General features: G+C 75.2%; 19 protein-coding genes and 8 pseudogenes. 5 read left to right on the top strand and 22 right to left on the bottom strand.

Annotation, left to right across the window (positions count from 1 at the left end; genetic code table 11):
- The 9 genes and pseudogenes from BJF88_RS13780 to BJF88_RS23765 all read right to left on the bottom strand — a co-directional run.
- Positions 1-882 (bottom strand): annotated as a pseudogene (locus BJF88_RS13780) (sulfurtransferase); the annotation flags it as partial.
- Positions 879-1418 (bottom strand): ribosomal protein S18-alanine N-acetyltransferase, encoded by a 540-nt coding sequence (gene rimI, locus BJF88_RS13775; RefSeq protein WP_075829228.1) that lies wholly within the window; start codon positions 1416-1418, stop codon positions 879-881. The pseudogene BJF88_RS13780 and the gene rimI, both read right to left, overlap by 4 nt.
- A pseudogene (gene tsaB, locus BJF88_RS13770) lies at positions 1415-1999 on the bottom strand (tRNA (adenosine(37)-N6)-threonylcarbamoyltransferase complex dimerization subunit type 1 TsaB); the annotation flags it as partial. The gene rimI and the pseudogene tsaB, both read right to left, overlap by 4 nt.
- A 247-nt stretch (positions 2000-2246) precedes the next feature.
- Positions 2247-2648 (bottom strand): tRNA (adenosine(37)-N6)-threonylcarbamoyltransferase complex ATPase subunit type 1 TsaE, encoded by a 402-nt coding sequence (tsaE, locus tag BJF88_RS13765; RefSeq protein WP_369824619.1) that lies wholly within the window; start codon positions 2646-2648, stop codon positions 2247-2249.
- A 378-nt stretch (positions 2649-3026) separates the two neighbouring features.
- Positions 3027-4265: pseudogene (gene alr / locus BJF88_RS13760) on the bottom strand (alanine racemase); the annotation flags it as partial.
- Positions 4266-4361: 96 nt separating this feature from the next.
- Positions 4362-4538, bottom strand: coding sequence for a hypothetical protein (locus tag BJF88_RS23780; protein ID WP_369824621.1), 177 nt, complete (start codon positions 4536-4538; stop codon positions 4362-4364).
- A 54-nt stretch (positions 4539-4592) separates the two neighbouring features.
- Positions 4593-4775 (bottom strand): annotated as a pseudogene (locus tag BJF88_RS23775) (pseudouridine synthase); the annotation flags it as partial.
- Between the two features lie 538 nt (positions 4776-5313).
- Positions 5314-5895 carry an NAD(P)H-hydrate dehydratase gene (locus BJF88_RS23770; protein WP_369824614.1) on the bottom strand — a complete coding sequence of 194 codons (582 nt, stop codon included), beginning with the start codon at positions 5893-5895 and terminating at the stop codon, positions 5314-5316.
- Positions 5896-6020: 125 nt separating this feature from the next.
- Positions 6021-6884 (bottom strand): annotated as a pseudogene (locus tag BJF88_RS23765) (NAD(P)H-hydrate epimerase); the annotation flags it as partial.
- Between the two features lie 188 nt (positions 6885-7072).
- On the opposite strand from BJF88_RS23765, the pseudogene BJF88_RS13745 reads away from it, so the two are divergent.
- Positions 7073-8091, top strand: a pseudogene (locus BJF88_RS13745) (LLM class F420-dependent oxidoreductase).
- 49 nt (positions 8092-8140) lie between these two features.
- Here BJF88_RS13745 and BJF88_RS13740 read toward each other — a convergent pair.
- Together BJF88_RS13740 and glmS are read right to left on the bottom strand one after the other, a co-directional pair.
- The gene (locus BJF88_RS13740) at positions 8141-8491 is read right to left on the bottom strand and encodes a holo-ACP synthase (protein WP_075829227.1); all 351 of its coding nucleotides are present in this window, start codon (positions 8489-8491) and stop codon (positions 8141-8143) included.
- Between the two features lie 53 nt (positions 8492-8544).
- Positions 8545-10420 (bottom strand): annotated as a pseudogene (gene glmS, locus BJF88_RS13735) (glutamine--fructose-6-phosphate transaminase (isomerizing)).
- Positions 10421-10482: 62 nt separating this feature from the next.
- Between glmS and BJF88_RS13730 the strand changes: the two are divergent.
- Together BJF88_RS13730 and coaA are read left to right on the top strand one after the other, a co-directional pair.
- Positions 10483-11367 carry a DUF72 domain-containing protein gene (locus BJF88_RS13730; protein WP_075829226.1) on the top strand — a complete coding sequence of 295 codons (885 nt, stop codon included), beginning with the start codon at positions 10483-10485 and terminating at the stop codon, positions 11365-11367.
- A 44-nt stretch (positions 11368-11411) separates the two neighbouring features.
- Positions 11412-12398 (top strand): type I pantothenate kinase, encoded by a 987-nt coding sequence (gene coaA / locus BJF88_RS13725; RefSeq protein ID WP_075829242.1) that lies wholly within the window; start codon positions 11412-11414, stop codon positions 12396-12398.
- 17 nt (positions 12399-12415) lie between these two features.
- Here coaA and BJF88_RS13720 read toward each other — a convergent pair whose 3' ends face one another.
- The 6 genes from BJF88_RS13720 to BJF88_RS13695 all read right to left on the bottom strand — a co-directional run bounded on the left by BJF88_RS13720 (position 12416) and on the right by BJF88_RS13695 (position 17703).
- Complete coding sequence (locus tag BJF88_RS13720; RefSeq protein WP_083649132.1) at positions 12416-13213, bottom strand: DedA family protein; 798 nt, start codon at positions 13211-13213, stop codon at positions 12416-12418.
- 268 nt (positions 13214-13481) lie between these two features.
- Positions 13482-14090 (bottom strand): peptide deformylase, encoded by a 609-nt coding sequence (locus tag BJF88_RS13715; protein WP_222844008.1) that lies wholly within the window; start codon positions 14088-14090, stop codon positions 13482-13484.
- 22 nt (positions 14091-14112) lie between these two features.
- Entirely contained in the window at positions 14113-15471 is a 1359-nt protein-coding gene (gene glmM, locus BJF88_RS13710) for a phosphoglucosamine mutase (RefSeq protein WP_075829224.1), read from the bottom strand.
- 138 nt (positions 15472-15609) lie between these two features.
- Positions 15610-16098, bottom strand: coding sequence for a 30S ribosomal protein S9 (gene rpsI / locus BJF88_RS13705; protein ID WP_075829223.1), 489 nt, complete (start codon positions 16096-16098; stop codon positions 15610-15612).
- Between the two features lie 44 nt (positions 16099-16142).
- Complete coding sequence (rplM, locus tag BJF88_RS13700) at positions 16143-16586, bottom strand: 50S ribosomal protein L13 (RefSeq protein WP_075829222.1); 444 nt, start codon at positions 16584-16586, stop codon at positions 16143-16145.
- Positions 16587-16755: 169 nt separating this feature from the next.
- Complete coding sequence (locus tag BJF88_RS13695; RefSeq protein ID WP_083649136.1) at positions 16756-17703, bottom strand: rhodanese-related sulfurtransferase; 948 nt, start codon at positions 17701-17703, stop codon at positions 16756-16758.
- Between the two features lie 408 nt (positions 17704-18111).
- Here BJF88_RS13695 and BJF88_RS23760 point away from each other — a divergent pair, with 408 nt between their 5' ends.
- Complete coding sequence (locus BJF88_RS23760) at positions 18112-18213, top strand: DUF5709 domain-containing protein (RefSeq protein ID WP_369824618.1); 102 nt, start codon at positions 18112-18114, stop codon at positions 18211-18213.
- A 22-nt stretch (positions 18214-18235) separates the two neighbouring features.
- On the opposite strand, the gene truA is transcribed toward BJF88_RS23760, so the two are convergent.
- Positions 18236-19099, bottom strand: a complete 864-nt coding sequence (gene truA, locus BJF88_RS13685) for a tRNA pseudouridine(38-40) synthase TruA (RefSeq protein ID WP_075829241.1) — start codon at positions 19097-19099, stop codon at positions 18236-18238.
- A 194-nt stretch (positions 19100-19293) separates the two neighbouring features.
- Here truA and BJF88_RS13680 point away from each other — a divergent pair, with 194 nt between their 5' ends.
- Positions 19294-20055 carry an ROK family protein gene (locus BJF88_RS13680; protein ID WP_369824613.1) on the top strand — a complete coding sequence of 254 codons (762 nt, stop codon included), beginning with the start codon at positions 19294-19296 and terminating at the stop codon, positions 20053-20055.
- 314 nt (positions 20056-20369) lie between these two features.
- Here the strand turns inward: BJF88_RS13680 and BJF88_RS22345 are convergent, their stop codons facing one another.
- The 4 genes and pseudogenes from BJF88_RS22345 to rpsK all read right to left on the bottom strand — a co-directional run bounded on the left by BJF88_RS22345 (position 20370) and on the right by rpsK (position 23223).
- On the bottom strand, positions 20370-20852 hold the full coding sequence (locus BJF88_RS22345; RefSeq protein ID WP_075829221.1) for an alpha/beta fold hydrolase: 483 nt from the start codon (positions 20850-20852) through the stop codon (positions 20370-20372).
- A gap of 97 nt (positions 20853-20949) precedes the next feature.
- Positions 20950-21488: pseudogene (gene rplQ, locus BJF88_RS13670) on the bottom strand (50S ribosomal protein L17).
- Between the two features lie 84 nt (positions 21489-21572).
- Positions 21573-22592 (bottom strand): DNA-directed RNA polymerase subunit alpha, encoded by a 1020-nt coding sequence (locus BJF88_RS13665; protein ID WP_075829220.1) that lies wholly within the window; start codon positions 22590-22592, stop codon positions 21573-21575.
- A gap of 223 nt (positions 22593-22815) precedes the next feature.
- Entirely contained in the window at positions 22816-23223 is a 408-nt protein-coding gene (rpsK, locus tag BJF88_RS13660; RefSeq protein ID WP_075829219.1) for a 30S ribosomal protein S11, read from the bottom strand.
- Positions 23224-23258 lie beyond the last annotated feature (35 nt).

Raw genomic sequence — 23258 nt, 5'->3', positions numbered from 1 at the left:
TCGCGGCCGGACGGGCGGGGTCGTTCGACCACTGCGACCACGACCCCGCGTACAGGCCGCCTCGACGCCGAGCGTCGCGAGCGCGGCCACCTCGTGCGCGGCCGTGACGCCCGACCCGCAGTAGACGCCCACCGTCGCCACCGCGGCGGTGGGCGTCGCCTTCCCCGGACCCGGGGCGGCCGCCTCGACGACGCCCAGACCGGCGAAGCGCGCCCGCAGCGCCTCCGCGTCGAGGAACGTGCCGTCGCCGGCCAGGTTGTCCGTGGTCGGCGCGCTCACGGCCCCGGGCACGTGGCCCGCGCGCGGGTCGACGGGCTCGACCTCGCCCCGGTACCGCTCGCCCGCACGGGCGTCGAGGAGGAGGCCCGGGCCCGACGCCGCGAGGTGGGCCGCGCCGTCGGCGTCCAGGACCGGCATCCCTCCGGGGGTGACGACGACGTCACCCGGTTCCGCGCGCACGTCGCCCTGCTCGAGCGGCAGTCCCGCCCGCTCCCACGCCGCGAGGCCGCCGTCGAGGAGGCGGACGTCGTCGTGACCCGCCCAGCGCAGGAGCCACCAGGCGCGCGCGGCCGACGTGCCGCCGACCGCGTCGTACACGACGACCGGCCGTCCGGCCCGCACGCCCCAGCGCCGTGCGGCGGCCTGCAGGCGGGCGGGGTCCGGGAGCGGGTGGCGTCCCGCCGCGGCCGACGGCGGCGCCGCGAGCTCGGTCTCGAGGTCGACGTAGACCGCGCCCGGGACGTGGCCGGCGACGTGGCGCTCGCGCCCGTCGGTGACGCCGAGCGCCCAACGCACGTCGAGCACCGCGGGCCGTGACCCGTCGTCGAGCAGGCGGGCGAGCGTGGACGCGTCGACGAGGACCCGCTCGCGCGTCGCGGTCACGCGACGACGCTCCCCGCATCCGGGGCGGTGCCGTAGTCGGGGTCGTCGTCGCGCAGCGGGGCGAGGCCGAGCCGCATCGTGTACGCGTCGACGTCCTCCGGCTGGTAGTACCGCTTGCGGAGGCCGATCTGCTCGAAGCCGTGCTTGGCGTAGAGCGCGAGCGCGGGCTCGTTGTCGACCCGCACCTCGAGGAGCACGGCGCTCGCGCCGAGGCGCCGCGACCGGTCGACGAGCGCCTCGAGCAGCGTCGAGCCCACCCGCTGCTGCTGGTACGCCGGGTCGACGCCGATGGTCATCACCTGGGTGACGTCGCCGTCGAACCACAGCCCCGCGTACCCGACGACGGGCGGCGGCCCCACGGCGAGGTGCCGCGCCGGCTCCGCGACCACGTACCAGCGCCCCTGACCCGCGAGCTCGTCCGCGAGCATCCCGTACGTCCACGCCCCGGGCCCGAACAGCGTGCGCTCGAGCGCGACGATCCGGTCGAGGTCCGCGGCACGCAGCGGCCGCAGCCGGACCTCGTCGGCCGCGCTCACCGGGCCGTGCCGGCGGGCGTGTCGCTGACCCGCTTGCGCGCGGCCGCCTCCTGCACGTCGGGGCGGCGCAGGTACAGCGGCTCGGTCGGCTGCTCCGCACCCGCGTCGCGCCGGGCGATCGCGAGGCGCGCGAGCACCGCGGCGTCGGGCACGAGCGGGGCGTCCTCGGCGGCGTCGAGCACGTCAGCGTACAGCGCTGCGCCCTCGCCGACGACCACGGCGCCCTCGGCGTGCTCCGCGACGGCGGCCGCGGGCCCGACGTCCGGGCCGGCGACCGTCTCGAGGACGGGGACGGCGTGCGGGCCCTCGTGGGCGACGACGCGGTAGCGCGCCCAGTAGACCTCGCGGCGGCGCGCGTCGGTCGCGACGAGCACCTCGTCGTCGGGCGTGAGCCCGAGGTCGCTCACGGCCTGCGCGGCGACGGCGTCGAGGCTCGGGACCCCGAGCACGGGCACGCCGAGCGCGAAGCCGATCGCGCGCGCGGTGACGAGGCCGACGCGCAGGCCGGTGAACGGCGCCGGCCCGGTGCCGACGGCGACCGCGACGAGGTCGGTGCGGTCGACCCCGGCCTCGGCGAGCGCCTCGTCGACGAGCGGCGCGAGCGCCTCGGCGTGGCGGCGGCGTTCGGGTGCGTCACGACGGGTGAGGCGGGCGCGTCGTCGCCGACGACGGCGACGGTCACGGACGCGGACGTGTCGAGGGCGAGAACAGGCACGGACCCAGCCTACGGCTGCGCGGCGGGCGGGACGGCGGTCCCCGGCGCGCCCGCGTCGCCGACGAGCGCCGCGAGGTCGAGCCCGGACCAGCGGTCGCCGACGGCGCGCACGGTCACGTGCCGCGCCCCGCCTCGGGCGCGTCGTCGGGGTCGTCGGTGCCGTCGGTGCCGTCGGTACCGTCGGCCCTGTCCGTGCCGTCGGTGGGTCCCGCGCCCCGGGGACGCTCGAGGACGACCTCGAGCCGGTCGCCGGCCAGCGACTCGACGAGGCCGCTCCCCCACTCGACGACCGTCACCGACTCGTCGAGGCTCGAGTCGAGGTCGAGCGCGTCGACCTCCTCGAGCGACCCGAGGCGGTAGGCGTCGACGTGCACGAGCGCGGGCCCGCCCACGAGCGAGGGGTGCTCGCGCGCGACGATGAACGTGGGCGACGCGACCTGCCCGCGGACGCCGAGCCCGGCACCGATGCCCTGCGTGAGTGTCGTCTTGCCCGCGCCGAGGTCGCCCGTGAGCACGACGAGGTCGCCCGCGCGGAGCAGGCCCGCGAGCGCCCGGCCGACGCCCGGGTCGTCTCGGCGTCGGGGAGCACGAGCCGCACCGGCCCTGGTGCGTCCTGCGGCGGCGGGCTCGGGGCGGGACGGTCGTCGGTGGTCCTGCTCGTGGGGTCGTTCACCGTGGGGTCGTTCACCGTGCGGGGGTCCTCTCGTGCGGGCCGGACGGGGTGGCCGGGCCGGCGGCGGGGGCGGCGGACGGGGTGGCGGACGGCGTGGCGGCGGTGGCGGCCGTGGTGGCCGGCGGCGCGGTCGCGACGGCGCCGTCGGGCAGTGCGCCGGGCCGCGGCCGGTCGCGCGCTGTGCGAGGGCCCGCGCCGCGTCGTCGAGCACGTCGAGGCGCACGTGCTCGCGGGGCACGCGCGCGCCCAGCCGTGTCGTGATCTCGTAGCTGATGGTGCCGGCGGCCTGCGCCCAGTCCTCCGCCGTCGCGCGCCGCCGTGCTCGAGCCCGGCACCCGCGCCGAACAGGGTCACGACGTCGCCGGCACGCTCGCGCGCGCCCGGCCCGAGGTCGAGCACGACCTGGTCCATGCACACGCGTCCCGCGACGCGCAGCACGCGACCCCCTGCGAGCCCGTCCGCCACCGCCCCGCCGACGAGGACGGGGCCGCCGGGGGCGCCGTCCGGTCCGCCTCCCGAGGCGTGCCGCGGGATGCCGTCGGCGTAGCCGAGCGGGACGACGCCCAGCGTCGTGTCACGGTCGGTCGTGTACACGTGCCCGTACGACACGCCCTGGCCGGCCGCGACGCGCTTGACCGTCACGAGGCTCGCCTCGAGCGTCATCGCGGGCGTCAGCCCGTACCGCTGCGGCGGCCCGACCTGGGGCACGGGCGACATGCCGTAGACGGCGAGCCCGGGGCGCACGAGGTCGTAGTGGGTCCGCGGCGCCGTGAGGGTCGCGGCCGAGTTCGCGAGATGACGCACCTCGAGCGCGGCTCCCGACGCCTCGGCGAGCCGGACGGCGTCGTCGAGCACGTCGGCCTGCGCGGCGACGCTCGGGTGCCCCGGCTCGTCCGCGCGGGCGAGGTGCGACCAGACGCCGACGACGCGCACGACGCCCTCGGCCGCGGCGCGCGCGGCGGGGTCGAGCACTCCCGGCAGCTCGTCCGGCATGATCCCGTTGCGCCCGAGCCCCGTGTCGACCTTGACGTGCACGCGCGCCGGGCGGCCGGCGGCGCGGCGCCGGCGACGACCTCGTCGAGCGCCCACGGCGCGGCGACCGAGACGTCGACGTCGGCCTCGACCAGCTCGCGCACCGGCGCGCCCGGCGCGTAGAGCCACGTCAGCAGGCGCGCCCGGTCGGGCCCGAGGCCGGCCGCGCGCAGCGCGAGCGCCTCGCTCGGCTGGGCGACGCCGAGCCACGTCGCCCCGCCGGCGATCGCCGCCAGCGCGCTCGGCACCAGCCCGTGCCCGTAGGCGTCCGCCTTGCGACCGCCATCACCTGCGCGGTGGGCGCGTGGCCCGCGAGCGCGCGCACGTTGTCGCGGATCGCCGCGAGGTCGACGACGGCGCGCGCCGGGTAGCGGCGCGGGTCCGGCCCGTCCGCCGCGGGGGCGTCGTGACGCTGGGGGGTGCTCACGGTCCTCGATTCTCTCACCCGTCCCGCGCCCGTCCCCGCGGGCGCGGTGCGGGCGCGGTGCGGTCACGGTCGGGGCCGGCACGGTCGCGCGAACGGTCACCACGCCTCGAGCGCGCGGTCCGTCGCGAACCGGCGCGGACGCCCGCTGAGCGGATCGGTGAAGTCCAGGCTGCGGGAGACGAGCTGGAGCGGCCGGGCGTAGTCGTCGTGCGCGACGTCGTACGGCTCCGGGTAGAAGTTGTCGTGGACGATCGGGACGCCCAGGCGGCTCATGTGGAGACGTAGCTGGTGCGTCCGGCCGGTGTGCGGCTCGAGCCGGTAGCGCGCGAGGCCGCGTGCGGTGTCGGCCTCGACGAGGTCGACGCGGCTCTCGGCGTTGGGCTCGCCCTCGACCTCCTCCGCCCGCATGACACCGCGCCGCTTGACGATGCGGCTGCGGACCGTCGCCGGGAGCTCCAGCGCCGGGTCGAACGGGGCCACCGCCTCGTACGTCTTGCGGACCACGCGGCGCGCGAACAGCTCCTGGTAGGCGCCGCGCACCTCGCGGCGCAGCGTGAGCAGGAGCACCCCGCGGTGACGCGGTCCAGCCGGTGCGCGGGGCTGAGCTCGGGCAGGTCGAGATCCCGCCGCAGCCGGACGAGCACCGAGCGCGCGACGTACGCGCCGCGCGGGATGGTCGCGAGGAAGTGCGGCTTGTCGACGACGAGCAGGTCGCGGTCGCGGTGCAGCACCCGGATCTCGAACGGGACCTCGGGCTCGACGGGCGGGTCGCGGTACAGGAACACGAAACCGCGCGGCTCGTAGGCGGTGCGGTCGTCGACCGGTCGCCCGCGCCCGTCCACGACCTCCCCCGCCGCGACCTTCTCGTGCAGCCGCGCGGCGTCGTCGGGGAAGCGGTGGAGCACGTAGTCGAGCGTGCGCGTCCACCGCGCGACGCTGGCGTCGTCGTGCGGCAGGACGAGGCGCGTGGGGTTGAGGCCGTCGCGCACGGGCAGGGGGACCACGCGTCCACGCTACCGGCGCGGCCCCCGGCCACGCGCCGGCGGGCTCAGCGGGCGGCCAGCAGCTCCGCGACGACGCGCGGCACCTGCGCGGCGACGTCGAGCGCCGCGACGGGTCCGCCCGGGTTCGCCCGCTCGGCCGCGAGCCCGTGCACGAGGGCGGCGGCCGCCGCGAGCTCGGCCGCGGCGCCGGGCTCGGCCAGGACCCGCTCGGCGTGCGTGGCGAGCAGGACGCCGAGGACGCCGGCCAGCACGTCGCCCGCGCCCGCGGTCGCCAGCCACGGCGACGCGTCCGCCTGGGCGTAGACGACCCCGGGGCCGACGACGAGCGTCGCCGACCCCTTGAGCAGCACCGTCGCCCCGGTGAGCTCGTGCGCGCGCCGTGCCCAGCGCAGCGGCTCAGCGTCGACGTCGGCGCGGGACACGTCCTCGCCGCGCGCCCCGAGCAGCGTCGCGAGCTCACCCGCGTGCGGGGTGAGGACGACCGACGGCGGGCAGCGCTCCGGCAGCAGCGACAGCGCGCCCGCGTCGACCACGGCGGCCACCCCGGGGTTCCCGCCGTCGTCGCCCGCCCCCGTCGCCGCGGCGAGGGCGCGGCGCACGCGGTCGTGCTGGCCGCCGTCGTCCACCGGGTCGTCGTCGGGCCCGGGGGCCGGCGGGACGCCCGAGCCGAGCGCCCAGCCTGCACGCGTCCCTCCCCCGGCACGACCTCCGGGTGGGCGGCGAGCACGGCGTGCGTGACGTCGTCCGGCCCCGCGTAGCGGACCATGCCGGGCCCGGTGCGCACGGCCGCGCTCGTCGCGAGCACGGCGGCGCCCGGATAGGTCGACGTCCCGGCGACGACACCGAGCACGCCCCGCGTGTACTTGTGGTCGTGCACGCCCGGGACCGACCACAGCGCGGCGACGTCCTCCGCCTCCAGCCGGCGCACGGCGGGCGACGCGCCCGCCGCCCCGGAGCCGGCAAGGTCGAGCCCGATGTCGACGACCGCACCGCGACCGGCGAGGTGCGTGGCGGGCGGCAGCAGCAGGCCGGGCTTCGCGGCGCCGAAGGTCACGGTGCGGTCCGCGGGCAGGACCGCGCCGGGGACGGTGCCGTCGTCGACCCCGATGCCGCTGGGCGTGTCCACGGCGACCACGAGGGGCCGGCGGTCCGCGCGGTCGAGCGCGTCGGCCAGGCGCTCGACGAGCTCGTGCGAGGAGCCCCGCAGGGGCCCGGCCGCGCCGATGCCCACCAGCCCATCGAGCACGGCGTCGGCGCGCAGCGCGGCGGCCACGGCGCGGTCCGCGGCCGACGAGGCTCCCCGGGTCGTGGACCCACCGGAGGCGTCGTCCTCCGTGAGCGCGAGCGTCGTCCCGCCGGCGCGGCGCAGGGCGGCGAGGCCCTCGGCGTTCGGGTGCTCGCTCGTGAGCAGGGCGGTCACGTGCGCACCGCGGCGCGCGAGGTGGGCCCCGGCGTGCAGCGTGTCGCCGCCGTTGTTGCCGGACCCCACGAGCAGCACCACCCGGGCCCCGGTCACGCGCCCGTCGCGCCGCCCGCCGTCGGGCCCGACGACCGAGCGCGCCCGGGCGAGGTCGCGCGCGACGACCGTGGCGAGCGCGAACGCCGCGCGCTGCATGAGCGGCACGCCCGCGTCGAGGAGGGGCCGCTCGGCGGCTCGGACGTCGTCGACGGACCAGGCTTCGATCATGCGTCCATCCTGCCGAGCCCGGCGCGGCCCCGCTCGGGCGGCCCGGCTCGCGCCGCTGCACGCCGCCCCGGCGGCGAGGAGGGCGAGCGGCCGCGAGCGCGCCTAAGGTGGCGCCCATGCGATTCGGACTCTTCATCCCCCAGGGCTGGCGGCAGGACCTCGTCGGCATCGACCCCGCGGACCAGTGGGAGACCATGCGGTCCCTCGCCCGGCACGCCGACACCGCGCTCGCGGGCGAGGGCCTGCCCGGCTCCGCCAACGCGTGGGAGTCGATCTGGGTCTACGACCACTTCCACACCGTCCCCGAGCCCACCGCCGAGGCGACCCACGAGGCGTGGTCCCTCATGGCGCCTTCGCCGCGTCGACCGAGCGTGTGCGCCTCGGCCAGATGTGCACGTGCATGGCCTACCGCAACCCCGCCTACCTCGCGAAGGTCGCGGCGACGGTCGACGTCGTCAGCGGCGGCCGCGTCGAGATGGGCATCGGCGCGGGCTGGTACGAGCACGAGTGGCGCGCGTACGGCTACGGGTTCCCGAGCGCCGGGGACCGCCTCGCGATGCTCGACGAGGGCGTGCAGATCTTCAAGCAGCTGTGGACGAACGGCGTCGCGTCGTTCGACGGGAAGCACTACCAGGTCGACGGCGCACGCCTCGCCCCGCTGCCGCTCCAGGTCGACGGCCCGCCGGTCTGGGTCGCGGGCGGCGGCGAGAAGAAGACGCTGCGCATCGCCGCGGAGCACGCGCAGTACACGAACTTCGACGGCAGCCCGGAGGGCTTCGCGCACAAGTCCGAGGTGCTGCGCGGTCACTGCGACGCGATCGGGCGGCCGTTCGAGGAGATCACGCGGTCGGCGAACTACAACGTCGTCATCGGTTCGACGGAGGCCGAGGTGGACGACCGCATCGCCTGGATCGAGGAGCACTTCGCGCTCTCGGTGCCGGAGCGCGCCGCCGAGCAGGCCGAGAGCGCACGCCGCGGCCCGCTCGTCGGGACGCCGGAGCAGATCGTCGAGAAGCTCACGCACCTGCGCGACCTCGGCATGACGTACGCGATCACGTACTTCGCCGAGGCCGCCTACGACCGCAGCGGCATCGAGCTCTTCGAGCGCGAGGTCGTCCCCGCCCTGCAGGACTGACGCGCCGCAGGACGGAGGCGCCCGCAGGACTGCTCGGCCGACGCCGGGATCAGTCCTCGGCCACCACCATGGCCGAGGCGATCCCGGCGTCGTGCGAGATCGAGAGGTGGAAGCGGCGGACCCCCAGCTCGTCCGCGCGGGCCGCGACGGTGCCGGTGATCTCGACCTCGGGCGGCCCGCCCGGCACGCGGTGCACGGTCGCGTCGTGCCACTGCATGCCGCCGGGGGCGCCGAGCGCCTTCGCGATCGCCTCCTTCGCCGCGAAGCGCGCCGCGAGCGACGACGCCGGCAGGTCCCGCTCGGCCGGCGTGAAGAGCTTCTCGCGGAGCCGGGGCGTGCGCTCGATCGTCGCCATGAAGCGCTCGACGTCCACCACGTCGATGCCCACCCCGATGATCATGCGCCCACCCTACGGCGCCCGGTCACGCGGCCCCCTCCCGCCGGGGCGCCCGACTACTCGACCGTGACCGACTTGGCGAGGTTGCGCGGCTGGTCGACGTCGAGCCCTTGGCCGTCGCGAGCGACATCGCGAAGATCTGCAGCGGCACGACCGCGAGCAGCGGCGACAGCAGCGTGGGCGACTCCGGGATCCAGAAGATCTCGTCGGCGAAGGGGCGCACCGCGTCGTCCCCGTCCTCGGCGATCACGAGCGTCCGTGCGCCCCGTGCGCGGATCTCCTGGATGTTCGAGATGACCTTCGAGTGGAGGCCCTCGCGGCCGCGCGGCGAGGGCACGATGACGAACACCGGCTGGCCCTCGTCGATGAGCGCGATCGGCCCGTGCTTGAGCTCGCCCGCCGCGAAGCCCTCGGCGTGGATGTACGCGAGCTCCTTGAGCTTGAGCGCCCCCTCGAGCGCGACGGGGAACCCGACGTGCCGGCCGAGGAACAGGACCGACGACGCGTCCTTCATGGACCGCGCGGTGGCGCGGACGTACTCGCCGCGCTCGATGACCGTCTGGATCTTGCGCGGCATCTCGCGCAGGTCCTCGAGGATCGCGGCGATCTCGTCGGGGAACTTGTTGCCGCGCAGCTGGGCGAGGTACAGCCCGAGGAGGTACGCCGCCGTGATCTGCGACAGGAACGCCTTCGTCGACGCGACCGCGATCTCCGGCCCGGCGTGCGTGTAGAGGACGGCGTCGGACTCGCGCGGGATGGTCGACCCGTGCGTGTTGACGATCGAGATCACCTTCGCGCCCTGCTCGCGCGCGTGGCGCACGGCCATGAGCGTGTCCATCGTCTCGCCGGACTGCGTCACGGCGACGACGAGCGTCTTCTCGTCGACGATCGGGTCGCGGTAGCGGAACTCGTGCGCGAGCTCGACCTCGACGGGGATGCGGCACCAGTGCTCGATCGCGTACTTGGCCACGTGACCCGAGTACGCCGCCGTGCCGCACGCGACGACGATGATCTTGTCGACCGACCGCAGCACGGCCTCGTCGATGCGCAGGTCGTCGAGGACCAGCTTCCCGGACGGGTCGGTACGGCCGAGGAGCGTGTCGCCCACCGCGTGCGGCTGGTCGTGGATCTCCTTGTCCATGAAGGACGAGAAGCCGCCCTTCTCCGCCGCGGCGGCGTCCCAGTCCACCGTGTAGCGCTTCGCCTCGGCCGGGACGCCGTCGAAGTCGACGACCTCGACCGACGTCGGCGTGATCGTGACGACCTGGTCCTGGCCGAGCTCGAGCGCCTCCTTGGTGTGGGAGATGAAGGCGGCGACGTCGGAGCCGAGGAAGTTCTCGCCCTCGCCGAGCCCGACGACGAGCGGCGAGTCGTGACGGGCGCCCACCACCGTGTCGGGCGCGTCGGCGTGGACGGCCAGGAGCGTGAACGTGCCCTCCAGCCGCTGCGCGACGTCCGTCATGGCGCGCGTCAGGTCCTTCGTCTCGCGGTACGCGCGGGCCAGGAGCTGCGCCGCGACTCGGTGTCGGTCTCGGAGCGGAAGACGACGCCCTCGGCCAGGAGCTCCGCCTTGAGCACGGCGAAGTTCTCGACGATCCCGTTGTGGATCACGGCGAGGCGGTCGCCGTCGGCCAGGTGCGGGTGCGCGTTGGCGTCGTTCGGGCCGCCGTGGGTGGCCCAGCGCGTGTGCCCGATCGACGCGGTCGACGCCGGCAGCGGGTGCTGGTCGATCTCGCCGACGAGGTTGCTCAGCTTCCCGGACTTCTTCGCGAACGCGACGGACTCGATCCCCGGCCCGACGAGCGCGACGCCCGCCGAGTCGTAGCCCCGGTACTCGAGCCGGCTCAGTCCCTCGAGCGCGACGTCGAGGGGTCGCCCCGACGCCTCGCCCACCGTCGTCCCCGGGCCCACGTAGCCCACGATTCCGCACATGGTGGTCGAGTCTAGCGACGCCTCGCCGGGCGTGGGGACGGGCGAGGCCCGAGGGTGGGCGCATGCCCACGGTACGCATCGGCCTGTCCGGCTGGCGGTACGCGGACTGGCGCGGACGCTTCTACCCCGTCGGCCTCCCGCAGCGCCGCGAGCTCGAGCACGTGGCCTCGCAGTTCCCGGCCGTGGAGCTCAACGGGTCGTTCTACTCGCTCCAGCGCCCCGCCTCGTTCGTCGCCTGGCGGGAGCAGACGCCCCCCGGCTTCACGTTCGCCGTGAAGGGCGGCCGCTTCATCACGCACATGAAGCGGTTGCGGGACGTGCGCACGCCGCTCGCGAACTTCTTCGCGAGCGGGGTGCTCGCGCTCGAGGACCGGCTCGGGCCCGTGCTGTGGCAGCTCCCGGAGCGGGCCGAGCTCGACCGCGGCACGCTCGAGGACTTCCTCATGCTGCTGCCGCGCACCGCGCGCGACGCCGCCCGCCTCGCCGAGGACCACGACGACCGGCTGCGCGCCGAGCCGTGGACCGAGGTCGCGGTGGACCGGCCCGTCGTCCACGCGCTCGAGCCCCGGCACGCGTCGTTCGCGGACGCCGAGGCGCTCGCGCTGCTGCGGAAGCACGGGGTCGCCCTCGCGATCTCGGACGGCGCGGGGCGCTGGCCGCTCCTCGACGCGGTGACGGCACCGCTCGTCTACGTGCGCCTGCACGGCGACACCGCGCTCTACACGAGCGGGTACCGCCCGCACGTCCTCGACGCGTGGGCGGAGCGGGTCCGCCGCTGGCACGCCGACGGCCACGACGTCGAGGTGTACTTCGACAACGACGTCCACGCCCACGCGCCCGCCGACGCCCGCGCGCTCATGGCACGCCTCCCGGAGCTCGCCGCGGCGGGCCCGGGCGCGCCGGTCGACGTCCCGCCCCGCCGTCGGGCTCGCCGCGGCACAGGGTGACGCCCGTGCGCGTCCGGGCCGGCGGATCCGGCAGAATCGGTCGGGTGTCCTCCCCCGTCCACGAGTCGACCGACGCCCTCGCCCGCCTGTCGGGCGCGTCGTCGTCGCCGTACGTCGACCTCGACCGCGCGGCCTGGAGCCGTCTGTCCGAGTCCACGCCGCTCCCGCTGACCGACGACGACGTCGCGCGGCTGCGCGGTCTGGGCGACCCGATCGACCTCGCCGAGGTCGACGCCGTCTACCGGCCGCTGTCCCGGCTGCTCAACCTGTACGTCACGGCGACCGCCGGGCTGCACGAGGCGACGTCGACCTTCCTGCGCGAGGACACGGCCCGCACGCCGTACGTGATCGGGGTCGCCGGCTCGGTCGCCGTCGGCAAGTCCACGACCGCGCGCGTGCTGCGCGAGATGCTCGCGCGCTGGCCGGAGACGCCGCACGTCGAGCTCGTCACGACGGACGGGTTCCTGCACCCGAACGCCGAGCTCGCGCGCCGCGGCCTCATGGACCGCAAGGGCTTCCCCGAGTCCTACGACCGCCGAGCCCTCATCCGGTTCCTGTCGAACGTCAAGGCGGGCCACGACGAGGTCCGGGCCCCCGTCTACGACCACCTGACCTACGACATCGTCCCCGGCGCGGAGACGGTGGTGCACAAGCCGGACGTCCTCGTCGTGGAGGGCCTCAACGTGCTCCAGCCCGCCCGGCCGAGCCCCCACGACGAGTCCACCGTCGCCGTCTCCGACTTCTTCGACTTCTCGATCTACGTCGACGCCCGGACGCGCAACATCCGGCAGTGGTACGTCGACCGGTTCCTCACGCTGCGCCGGACGGCGTTCGCGCGGCCGGAGTCCTACTTCCGGCGCTACGCGGACCTCACCGACGAGCAGGCGGTGGAGCGCGCGCGGTCGATCTGGGACTCGATCAACGCGCCGAACCTGGAGGAGAACATCCTGCCCACGCGCGGCCGCGCGACGCTCGTGCTCACGAAGGGGTCCGACCACTCGGTCCAGCGCGTGCGGCTCCGCAAGCTCTGACGCGGGCGCGCGGCGACTCAGCCGGCCCGACGACCCTCGTCGCGCGCCGCCGACGGCGTGCCGGTGACGGCGCCGTCGCCGGGCACCGTGGTCGCGGGCGCCGACGTCGACGCGTGCGTGCCGGGCTCGTCCCCCAGGGCCACGAGGTCGTCGACCGCGGCCGCGGCCACCGCGGCGGCCGCGCCGGGGACGTCACGACGCCGGCGCGAGCGCAGCATGAGGATCCGGTCGATGACGAGACCGAGCCCGATGCCGAGCACGACGCCGACCGCCATGGCGAGCAGCGGCTCGTGCCCCAGCCACTGCGCGGCGACCAGGCCGATGAGCACGGAGTACAGCGCCCAGGTCGCGGCGGCGATCGCCGAGAAGGCCATGAACCGCGCGCGGGGGTACCCGACCGCGCCGGCCGTCATGTTGACCGCGACCCGGCCGACGGGGATGTAGCGCGCCGCGAGGATGAAGGACGCGCCGCGATGGGCCAGGGCACGCTCCGCCCAGGCGACGGCCCTGCGCCCGCGGCGCGTGCGCAGGAAGCGCACCCGCTCGGTGCCGATCGCCCGCCCCAGGGAGAACGCGATCTGGTCGCCGGTCCACGCGCCGAGCGCTGCGATCACCAGGACGAGGGGGAGGTTGGGCGACCCCGTCGCGTGCGCCGACACGGCGAGCGTGATGATGACCGACTCGCTCGGGACGGGCGGGAAGAACCCGTCGATCGTCGCGAACGCGAACAGCGCCGGGTAGATCCACGCGGACGCCGCGAGGGCGAGAATCCAGGTCTCCAGATTCTCCAGGAAGGTCGACACGGCCTCGGTCACGGGGTCCCTCGTTCGTCGGCTGGCGCGGGTGCCAGACTGGCGGCGGCGGACGGGCGCTCGACGGTGGGAGCACCCGCCACAGGTCAAGCCTACGGAGCACGACCCCGTCGTCCATCAGGGTTTCCCCCGGTTTCACCCCGGGCGCACCCGCCGGACCGTCGCGGCCGGTCTCGAGTCTTCTGGTCCGGGCCGCCGCACGTCGTCATCCCGGCGAGGGAGATGCCCGCGACCGGCGTACGTCGTCAGGACGAGCCGGCCGCGCGCGACGTCAGCGGGCCGCTCGCGGCAGCCGCGCCTGGCCGAGCGTGGACGCGAGGGTGCGCAGGTCCGCGCCGTCGAGGTAGAGCTCCCCGCGCAGGTGGTCGGTCTCGTGCTGCACGATCCGCGCGGGCCACCCGGTGACGACCTCGTCGAGCGGCGCCGCCGCCTCGTCCTGCCCCGTGAGCCTGACCCGGCGCGCCCGCGTGCGCTCCGCCTGCCACCCGGGCACGGACAGGCAGCATTCGGCGAACGTCCGCGTCTCGTCGCCCACGGGCTCGTACCGCGGGTTGACGAGCACGCGGTACGGCAGCGGCGGCCGCTCGCGGTCGTCGTCGACCGCGGCGAGACCCGGGTCCTCGACGACGGCGATCGCGAGACCGATGCCGACCTGCGGCGCCGCGAGGCCCACGCCGGGCGCGGCGTGCATCGTCGTGCGCATCGCGGCGAGGAGCGGGCCGAGGAGGTCACCGAGCTGTCCGGCGTACGGCACCGCCGGCGTGCGCAGCACCGGGTGCCCGGCCTGGACGATCGGCAGCACGCCGTCGTCGAAGCCGGCGAGGAGGTCGCCGACGTGCGCCCGCAGCGCCTCGTCCTCCCCCTGCCGCACGCTCACCACCGTCCCCCGGACCGGTGTCCGCTCACAGGGCCAGCCGCTCGCGCACGACCGTCGCGAGGCTCTCCGCGACGGCGTCCGCCTGCTGCTGGGTCGCGGCCTCGACCATCACGCGCACCAGCGGCTCGGTCCCGGACGGGCGCAGCAGCACGCGGCCGGTCTCGCCGAGCGTCGCCTCGGCGCGCGCGACGGCCGCGAGGAGCTCCTCGTCCGTGGCGGCGCGGGACTTGTCGACCCCGCGCACGTTGACGAGCGTCTGCGGGAGCCGCTCCACGACGCCGGCCAGGTCCGCGAGCTTGCGGCCCGTCGCCTGGACGCGGGCCGCGAGCTGGAGCGCGGTGAGCACCCCGTCGCCCGTCGTCGCGTGCCGCGACAGGACGATGTGACCGGACTGCTCGCCACCGAGGCCGTAGCCGCCCGCACGCATCTCCTCGAGCACGTAGCGGTCCCCGACCGCGGTCTGGACGGTGCGGATGCCCGCGTCGCGCATCGCGAGCAGGAGACCGAGGTTGCTCATCACCGTCACGACGAGCGTGTCGTCGGGCAGCGCGCCCTCCTCCTGGAGCGCGAGCGCGAGGACGCCCATGATCTGGTCGCCGTCGACGAGGGATCCCCCGTGGTCGACCGCGATGCAGCGGTCCGCGTCCCCGTCGAACGCGACGCCGAAGTCGGCCTCCGAGGCGACGACCACGGCCTGGAGCTGCTCCGGGTGGTTCGACCCGCACGCGGCGTTGATGTTGTGGCCGTCGGGGCTGGCGTTGATCACCACGACGTCCGCACCCGCGGCGCGCAGCGCCGCCGGGCCGACGTCGCTCGCCGCCCCGTTCGCGCAGTCGACGGCGATGCGCAGGCCGGCGAGCGGCTTGTGGTCCTCGTCCGCACCGATGCTCGCCATGAGGTGCTCGACGTACGCGCCCGCCGCCTGGCCCCGGTCGCGCGAGAGGCGACCCACGCCCTCGTGCGTCGGCCGCTCCCACTCGCCGCCCAGCAGGTCCTCGATCGCGTCCTCGACGGCGTCGTCGAGCTTCACGCCGCCGCGCGCGAGGAACTTGATGCCGTTGTCCTGCATCGGGTTGTGCGACGCGGAGATCACGACGCCGAAGTCGACGTCGGTCGTGCTCGTGAGGTACGCGACGCCGGGCGTCGGCAGCACGCCCACGTCACGCACGTCGACGCCCGCGCTCGCCAGGCCCGCGGCCACCGCGGCCCCGAGGAACTCTCCGGACACGCGCGTGTCGCGCCCGATCACCGCGCGCGGGCGGTGCCCATCCTGCCCCGCCGCGAGCACGCGCGCCGCCGCGACGCCGAGGTCGAGCGCCAGCTCCGCGGTCACGGCGCCGTTGGCGAGGCCGCGCACCCCGTCCGTCCCGAACAGTCGTCCCATGGAAGTCCTCTCACCGGGCCGCACGACGACCGCACGACCACCCGTCCCGCCCCCGCGCCGGGGGCTGTCGCCCACCGTGCCGCAACGGCCGTCGCCCGGCGGACGTGTCCACCGGGGCCGACGATCGTGCGGCGCTGGTCAGCGCTTGGAGTACTGCGGAGCCTTGCGGGCCTTCTTGAGACCCGCCTTCTTGCGCTCGACGACGCGTGCGTCGCGGGTCAGGAAGCCGGCCTTCTTCAGGGCGGGGCGGTTGCTCTCGGCGTCGATCGCGTTGAGCGCGCGCGCGATCCCGAGGCGCAGCGCACCGGCCTGCCCGGAGGTGCCGCCGCCCGAGATGCGGGCGACGACGTCGAAGCGACCCTCGACGTCGACCAGCTTCAGCGGCGAGTTGACGAGCTGCTGGTGCACCTTGTTCGGGAAGTACTCCTCGAGCGCACGCCCGTTGATCTTCCACTGGCCCGTGCCCGGCACGAGGCGGACGCGGGCGACCGCCTCCTTGCGGCGGCCCAGGGCCTGGCCGGGGGCGGTGATGCTCTGGCCGCGGCCCGTGGGGGCGGCGGACTCGGAGGTGTAGCTGCTGGGGGTCTCGTCACCCAGCGTGTCGGTGTCGACGGTGGTCTCGGCCACGGGTGTGTCCTCGCGTCTCTCTGTCGGCGTCGCCCGGGGGGCGATTACTGCGCGACCTGGGTGATCTCGAACGGCTTCGGCTGCTGGGCGGCGTGCGGGTGCTCGGCACCCGCGTACACCTTGAGCTTGCCGAACTGGGCGCGGCCGAGGCTCGTCTTGGGGAGCATGCCGCGCACGGCGCGCTCGACGGCGCGCTCGGGGTGCTTCTCGAGCAGGTCGCCGTAGGCGACGGCACGCAGACCACCCGGGTAGCCGGAGTGGTTGTAGGCCATCTTCTGCTCGCGCTTGTTGCCGCTCAGGGCGACCTTGTCGGCGTTGATGACGATGACGAAGTCACCGCCGTCGACGTGCGGAGCGAAGGTCGGCTTGTGCTTGCCGCGCAGCAGCGTGGCCACGTGGCTGGCCAGGCGGCCCAGGACGACGTCGGTCGCGTCGATGACGTACCAGTCGCGCTGGAGGTCGCCGGGCTTCGGGGTGTACGTACGCACGGTCGTAGCCTTCGTTTCTGTCTCAGTGTCTTCTTCGACCGCTGAAGCGTGCGGCCGAGAGGGCAGTGTCGTTGCGCGGCGGGCTCGGTCGACACCCGCTCCTTGGCCGGCAGCGAGTGGGCGCGCTAGCGACACGGGTGTCGTGAGGTGAGCACAACGACTCAAGAGATTACCCGCGCGCGCGGCTCCTGGTCAAAGCGCGGCGGCGGAGCGGACGGGCACCCGGGTCCGGACGCTGCTGGACGCACGCCGCGCAGCGCTCCGCGCGCCCGACGTCGGCGCAGGCGTCGCAGAACAGGCGCAGGGTCCGGCACCCGGGGTCGGCGCAGTTGTCGTAGCGCCCGGTGGCGGCGCCGCACGCGGTGCAGCGACCCAGCGGCGTCGTCCCCGGCCCGAGGTCCACCTGCATGCGCCCGTCGAACACGTAGAGCGAGCCCTCCCACAGCCCGTCCGCGCCGAACTCCTCGCCGTAGCGCACGACGCCGCCGTCGAGCTGGTAGACCTCCTCGAACCCGCGCGACCGCAGCACCGCGGACAGCACCTCGCAGCGCACGCCGCCGGTGCAGTAGGTCACGACCGGCCGGGTCTTGAGGTCGTCGTAGCGGCCGGAGTCGATCTCGGCGACGAAGTCCCGCGTCGTCGCGACGTCCGGCACGACCGCGCCCTCGAAGCGGCCGATCTCCGCCTCGAACGCGTTGCGGCCGTCGAACAGCACGACCTCGTCGCCGCGCTCGTCGACGAGGTCGTGCAGCGCCTGCGGGCTCAGGCGCGTCCCGCCACCGACCACGCCGCGCTCGTCGACCACCAGCCCGTCCGCCAGCCCGAACGCGACGAGCTCGGGCCGGACCTTGACGGACAGGCGCGGGAAGTCGTCGCCCGTGCCGTCGGACCACGTGACGTCGAGGTCCGCGAACGCCGGGTACGTCCGCGTCGTCCGCACGTACTGCTTGAGGTCCTCCACGGTGCCGCCCAGCGTCGCGTTGATCCCGTGCTCGGCGACGATCACCCGGCCGCGCAGGTTCCAGCGCTCGGCGAGCGCGTGCTGCCAGAGCCGGACGGCGTGCGGGTCGGGCAGCGGCGTGAACGCGTAGAACAGCACGATCTTGTGGACGGCCATGCGCCCCAGGATAGGGACGACGTCGCGGGCGTTCGTCACGGGCGCCCGTCGCCGGCGCGCGTCGCCCCCGTCGTGCTGCGTCCCCCGCCCGGAGGTGCGACCGTGTGCGTATGAGCGAAGACACCACCGGCACCAGCCCGGACCCGGAGACGGGCGCCGAGGGCGACAACGACCAGCTCCAGGCCGAGGACACGCTGCTCGACCGCGGCGTCAGCGACGTGCTCGACGAGGGCTACTCCCCGCCGGAGCGCCCGCGGGCGAACCACTTCGGCGAGACGCCCTGGGAGGAGTCGCACGGCGAGACGCTCGACCAGCGGCTCGCCGAGGAGGAGCCCGAGGAGTGGGACGGCGACCCGCTGGACCGCGCGGACGAGTCGCGGGCCGGGCGCTCGTGTCGGACCCCGACGCCTGGACGGGCGCCAGAACGACACGTACGCCGACGACGAGGGCATCGCGGGGGCCGGGGCGAGCGCCGAGGAGGCCGCGGTCCACGTCGTCGAGGAGCCCTGACCGGCGGGGCGCCGCCGAGCGGTCACCGCCGCTCGGCGGCGTCCCACACGTCCTCGTCGTTGCGGACCGCCCGGACGCGCTCCGCCCTCTCCGCGAGCTGCGCGTCCGGCGGGTACGTCACCTCCTCGAGGACCAGCCCGTGCGCGGGCACGACGCCCGCCCCGCCGTCGCGGCGCCGGCTCGCGAGCAGGGCGGCCGGCCAGGTCACGTCGCGGCGGCCCTCCCCCACGGCGAGCGACGCGCCCACGAGCGCGCGGACCATGTTGTGGCAGAACGCGTCGGCGCGGACGTGCGCGACGACGAGCCCGGCGTCCGGCCCGTCGACCGGCCGCGACCACGACAGGTGCTGCAGCTCGCGGATCGTCGTGGCGCCGGGCCGGGGCTTGCAGAACGCGGCGAAGTCCCGCACCCCGAGCAGGGGCCGGACGGCCTCGTCCATCGCGGCGACGTCGAGCGGGCGCCGGTTCCACAGCGTCCATCCCCGCCGCAGCGGGTCGCGCAGCAGCGGATCGTCCGCGACGCGGTACGTGTAGGCGCGGCGCAGCGCGGAGAAGCGCGCGTCGAACCCCTCCGGCGCCGCCGTGGCGCGGCGCACCACGACGTCCGGGGGCAGCACCCCGGCGAGCCGGGCGACGAGGGCGTCCCCAGGCGACCGGTCCGAGCGACCGGGCAGGGCGTCCCACTGCGCGCTCGTGAGGTCGAGGTGCGCCACCTGGCCCCGTGCGTGCACGCCGGCGTCCGTCCGACCCGCGACCGTCAGACGCGGTGGGTCGCCGCGCAGCAGCGTGGCGAGGCCGTCCTCGACCGCGCCCTGCACGGTGCGCAGCCCGGGCTGGCGCGCCCAGCCCGCGAACGCGGTGCCCTCGTAGGCCAGGTCCAGGCGCACGCGGACCCCGCCGGTCCGCGGCGTCGACGGTGCCGCGGGGGAAGCCGCGGAGCGGTCCGCGGAGGTCGGGTTCGGCGCGTGGGTCACGGGCACTCACGGTAGCCGCCGACGCCGGGTGCCGTACACGCCCGCGTCCCCCGAGCCGGGCGGCGTGCCCGTGCGACGTGCGCGCCGGGGTGCCTACGCTGCGGTCCGTGACCACCGACCCCCGCACCCTCGCCGTCGACTGCGGAGGCGGCGGGATCAAGGCGAACGTGCTCGACTCCTCGGGGACCGCGCACGCCACGCCCCTCCGTGTCCCCACCCCGTACCCGCTGCCACCAGAGCTCCTCGTGGACACGGTCGCGGACCTCGCGGCACGGCTGCCGGACGCGGACCGCGTGACCGTGGGCATGCCGGGGATGATCCGGCGAGGCGTCGTCGTCCACACGCCCCACTACGTCACGCGCAGCGGCCCGCGCTCACGGGTCGACCCCGCGCTGGTCGAGGCCTGGTCGAGCTTCGACGTGCAGGCCGCGGTCGCGCGACGGCTGGGCGTCCCCGCGCTCGTGCTCAACGACGCCGAGGTGCACGGCGCCGGCGTGGTGGCCGCGTCCGGGCTCGAGCTCGTCCTGACGCTCGGCACCGGACTGGGTTCCGCGCTCTTCCACGGCGGCCGGCTCGCGCCCCATCTCGAGTGGTCGCGCGCCCCCGTGCGACGCGGCACCTCCTACGACGCCTACGTCGGCGAGCCGGAACGGCGCCGGCTCGGGAACGCGTTGTGGTCGCGACGCGTGCTCGCGGTCGTCGACGGCCTGCGGCCGGTGTTCTGGTGGGACCGGCTCTACCTCGGCGGCGGGAACGCGCGGCTGATCACGCCGACGGTGCGCGAGCGGCTCGGGGAGGACGTCGTCGTCGTGCCGAACTCCGCCGCGCTCGTCGGTGGCGCGCGCGCGTGGGACCTCCCGCCCTCCTGACGTCGCCGCCACAGGGCCCGGGGCGCCGTCCGCCGGCCGCAGGAGGCCTGCGCGGGGGCGCCCCGCGACGTCGGCGACCGCCTCGAGCAGCACGCGGGAGAACGCGACGGGCCGGTCGAGGCTCACGAGGTGGCGGGCCCCGGGCACGACGACCAGGCGGGCCGGCGCGCCTCCGCGACGGGCAGCCGCGAGGAACGACCGCTCGCCCGTGCGGAAGTGGTCCCAGCGGCCGTTGACGATCCACACCGGGCTGTCCGTCGCCGCGATCGCCGCGAGCGGGTCCGCGCTCCGCATCTCGCGCAGGATCGCGCTCATCACGTCGAGAGCGAACCCTCCGGCCGCGAGGTCGCGGCCGCGGGCGGCGGCAGGGCGCGGTCGACGAGCGCCTGGTTGAGCGCTGCACCCCCGTCGGGCAGCCGTTCGATCCCCCGGGCGGCGAGCAGCCACGCGTCGCGCAGCACCGTGGTGGGCGCTGTCGAGCAGCTCGCCGCGACGAGCCCCAGGACGCCTGCCGGCCGTCGCGCGCGGGCCTCGACGGCGACGTACCCCCCGAGGGACAGCCCGACGACCAGCGCCGCACCCCCGAGGTCGTCGATCCCCTCGAGCACGGCACCCACGGCCCCGTCCAGCGTGAACGCCTCGCCGCGGCGGCCGCCGTGGCCCGGCAGGTCCACCGCGAGAGCCCGAACGCCCGCGCGCGACAGCGACTCCTCCTGCACCCGCCACATCGTCCGCGAGGTGCGGGACCCGTGGACGAGGAGCACGGGAGGAGCGGACGTGTCGTCGCCGCGGTGCACGCCTCGACCCTAGGAGGTCGGCGGGCGCGCCGCACGGGAACGCCGACGAGCCCGGAACCGTGCGGTTCCGGGCCCGTCGACGTGAGGAGCGGGAGCGTCAGGACTCCTTCGGCTCCTGGGCGTCCTCGGTCTTCTCGTCCGAGGCCTCGACCGGAGCGTCCTCGACCGGGGCGTCCTCGACCGGGGACTCGGTCTTCGTCGCGGCCTTGTCGGACTTCTTCCTGCCCGCCTTCTCCGTGGCCTTCTCCGCCTCGCGGACCACGGCCTGCTTCGGGCTCACCGGCTCGGTGACGAGCTCGATGACCGCGAGGGGCGCGTTGTCGCCCTTGCGCGTGCCGACCTTCGTGATGCGCGTGTAGCCACCGTTGCGCTCCGCCATCTGCGGGGCGATCTCGGTGAACAGCGCGTGCACCACGGACTTGTCGCGCACGACGCGCAGGACGCGACGGCGCGCGTGCAGGTCACCGCGCTTGGCGAACGTGATGAGGCGCTCGGCCAGCGGGCGAAGGCGCTTGGCCTTCGTCTCCGTGGTCGTGATGCGGCCGTGCTCGAACAGCTGCGTGGACAGGTTCGCGAGGATCAGACGCTCGTGAGCCGGGCCACCGCCGAGCCGCGGGCCTTGGTGGGGGTAGGCATGGGATGTGCTCCTTGAGAAGTGGTCGCGGCCAGGGGAACTGTCCCGGACGCGCTGAAGGTGTGGAGTCGCCGGTCGCCGCCGGGTCAGAACTGCTGCTCGGTGTCCGAGTACGTCGGCTCGTCCTCGTCGCCGTCGTAGTACGACGCGGCCGACGGGTCGAAGTCGAGCGGCGAGTCCTTGAGGGACAGGCCCAGCTCGGCGAGCTTCTCCTTGACCTCGTTGATGGACTTCGCCCCGAAGTTGCGGATGTCCAGCAGGTCGGCCTCGCTGCGTGCGACGAGCTCGCCCACCTGGTGGATCCCCTCGCGCTTGAGGCAGTTGTACGAGCGGATCGTGAGGTTGAGCTCCTCGATCGGCAGCGCGAGGTCCGCGGCGAGCGCCGCGTCCGTCGGCGACGGGCCGATCTCGATGCCCTCGGCCTCGACGTTGAGCTCGCGGGCCAGCCCGAACAGCTCGACCAGCGTCTTGCCGGCCGACGCGAGAGCGTCGCGCGGCGAGATCGCGGGCTTCGTCTCGACGTCGACGACGAGCTTGTCGAAGTCGGTGCGCTGCTCGACACGGGTCGCCTCGACCTTGTACGTCACCTTGAGGACGGGCGAGTAGATCGAGTCGACCGGGATGCGGCCGATCTCCGCGTCGAACGTCTTGTTCTGCGCCGCGGAGACGTAGCCGCGGCCACGCTCGACGGTGAGCTCGATCTCGAGCTTGCCCTTGTCGTTCAGGGTGGCGATGTGCAGGTCCGTGTTGTGGACTTCCACGCCCGCCGGCGGGACGATGTCCGCAGCGGTGACCGCGCCAGCGCCCTGCTTGCGCAGGTACATCACGACGGGCTCGTCGTTCTCCGAGGAGACGACGAGGTTCTTGATGTTGAGGATGATCTCGGTGACGTCCTCCTTCACACCCGGGACGGTGGTGAACTCGTGGAGCACACCGTCGATCCGGATGGAGGTGACCGCTGCGCCCGGGATGGACGACAGCAGCGTGCGACGCAGCGAGTTGCCGAGCGTGTAGCCGAAGCCCGGCTCCAGCGGCTCGATGGAGAAGCGCGAACGGTTCTCCCCGATGACCTCTTCGGTCAAGGTGGGGCGCTGTGCGATCAGCACTGATGGTTTCCTTTCGGTGAGCGTCCGCCATATGACGCTGCACGGTTCAGGGCGAGGTGCGCGCCTGCGGCGCGCGCTCCCGGGCGGGACTCGGTCCACCCGGCCGGGAAGGCAGGGACGTGGCCGTCGGGTCGCGGTGCGCCCGGACGAGCCGGTGCCGTCGACGCTCCCGCGGTGCGCGAACCACCCCGGGACCGTCGACGGCGTCCTGCCGAGGGCGTCGTCAGACGCGACGACGCTTCGGCGGGCGGCAGCCGTTGTGCGCCTGCGGCGTCACGTCCTGGATCGAGCCGACCTCGAGGCCCGTGGCCTGGAGGGAGCGGATCGCGGTCTCGCGGCCGGAACCGGGACCCTTGACGAAGACGTCGACCTTCTTCACGCCGTGCTCCTGGGCGCGGCGAGCCGCCGACTCCGCCGCGAGCTGCGCGGCGAACGGCGTGGACTTGCGGGAGCCCTTGAAGCCCACGTGCCCGGCCGAGGCCCAGGAGATCACGGCGCCCGACGGGTCCGTGATCGACACGATGGTGTTGTTGAAGGTGCTCTTGATGTGCGCCTGGCCGTGCGGGACGTTCTTCTTGTCCTTGCGGCGCGGCTTGCGCGTGCCGGAGGCGGCGCGAGTCTTGGGAGGCATGTGCTGGTTCTCTCCTGGTCTGAGGTGGTCGGACC

The organism is Cellulosimicrobium sp. CUA-896, assembly GCF_001942335.1.
Classification (GTDB): Bacteria; Actinomycetota; Actinomycetes; order Actinomycetales; family Cellulomonadaceae; genus Cellulosimicrobium.
The sequence above is the reverse complement of the archived record's forward strand: the minus strand, read 5'-3'. Positions and strand labels throughout refer to the sequence as shown.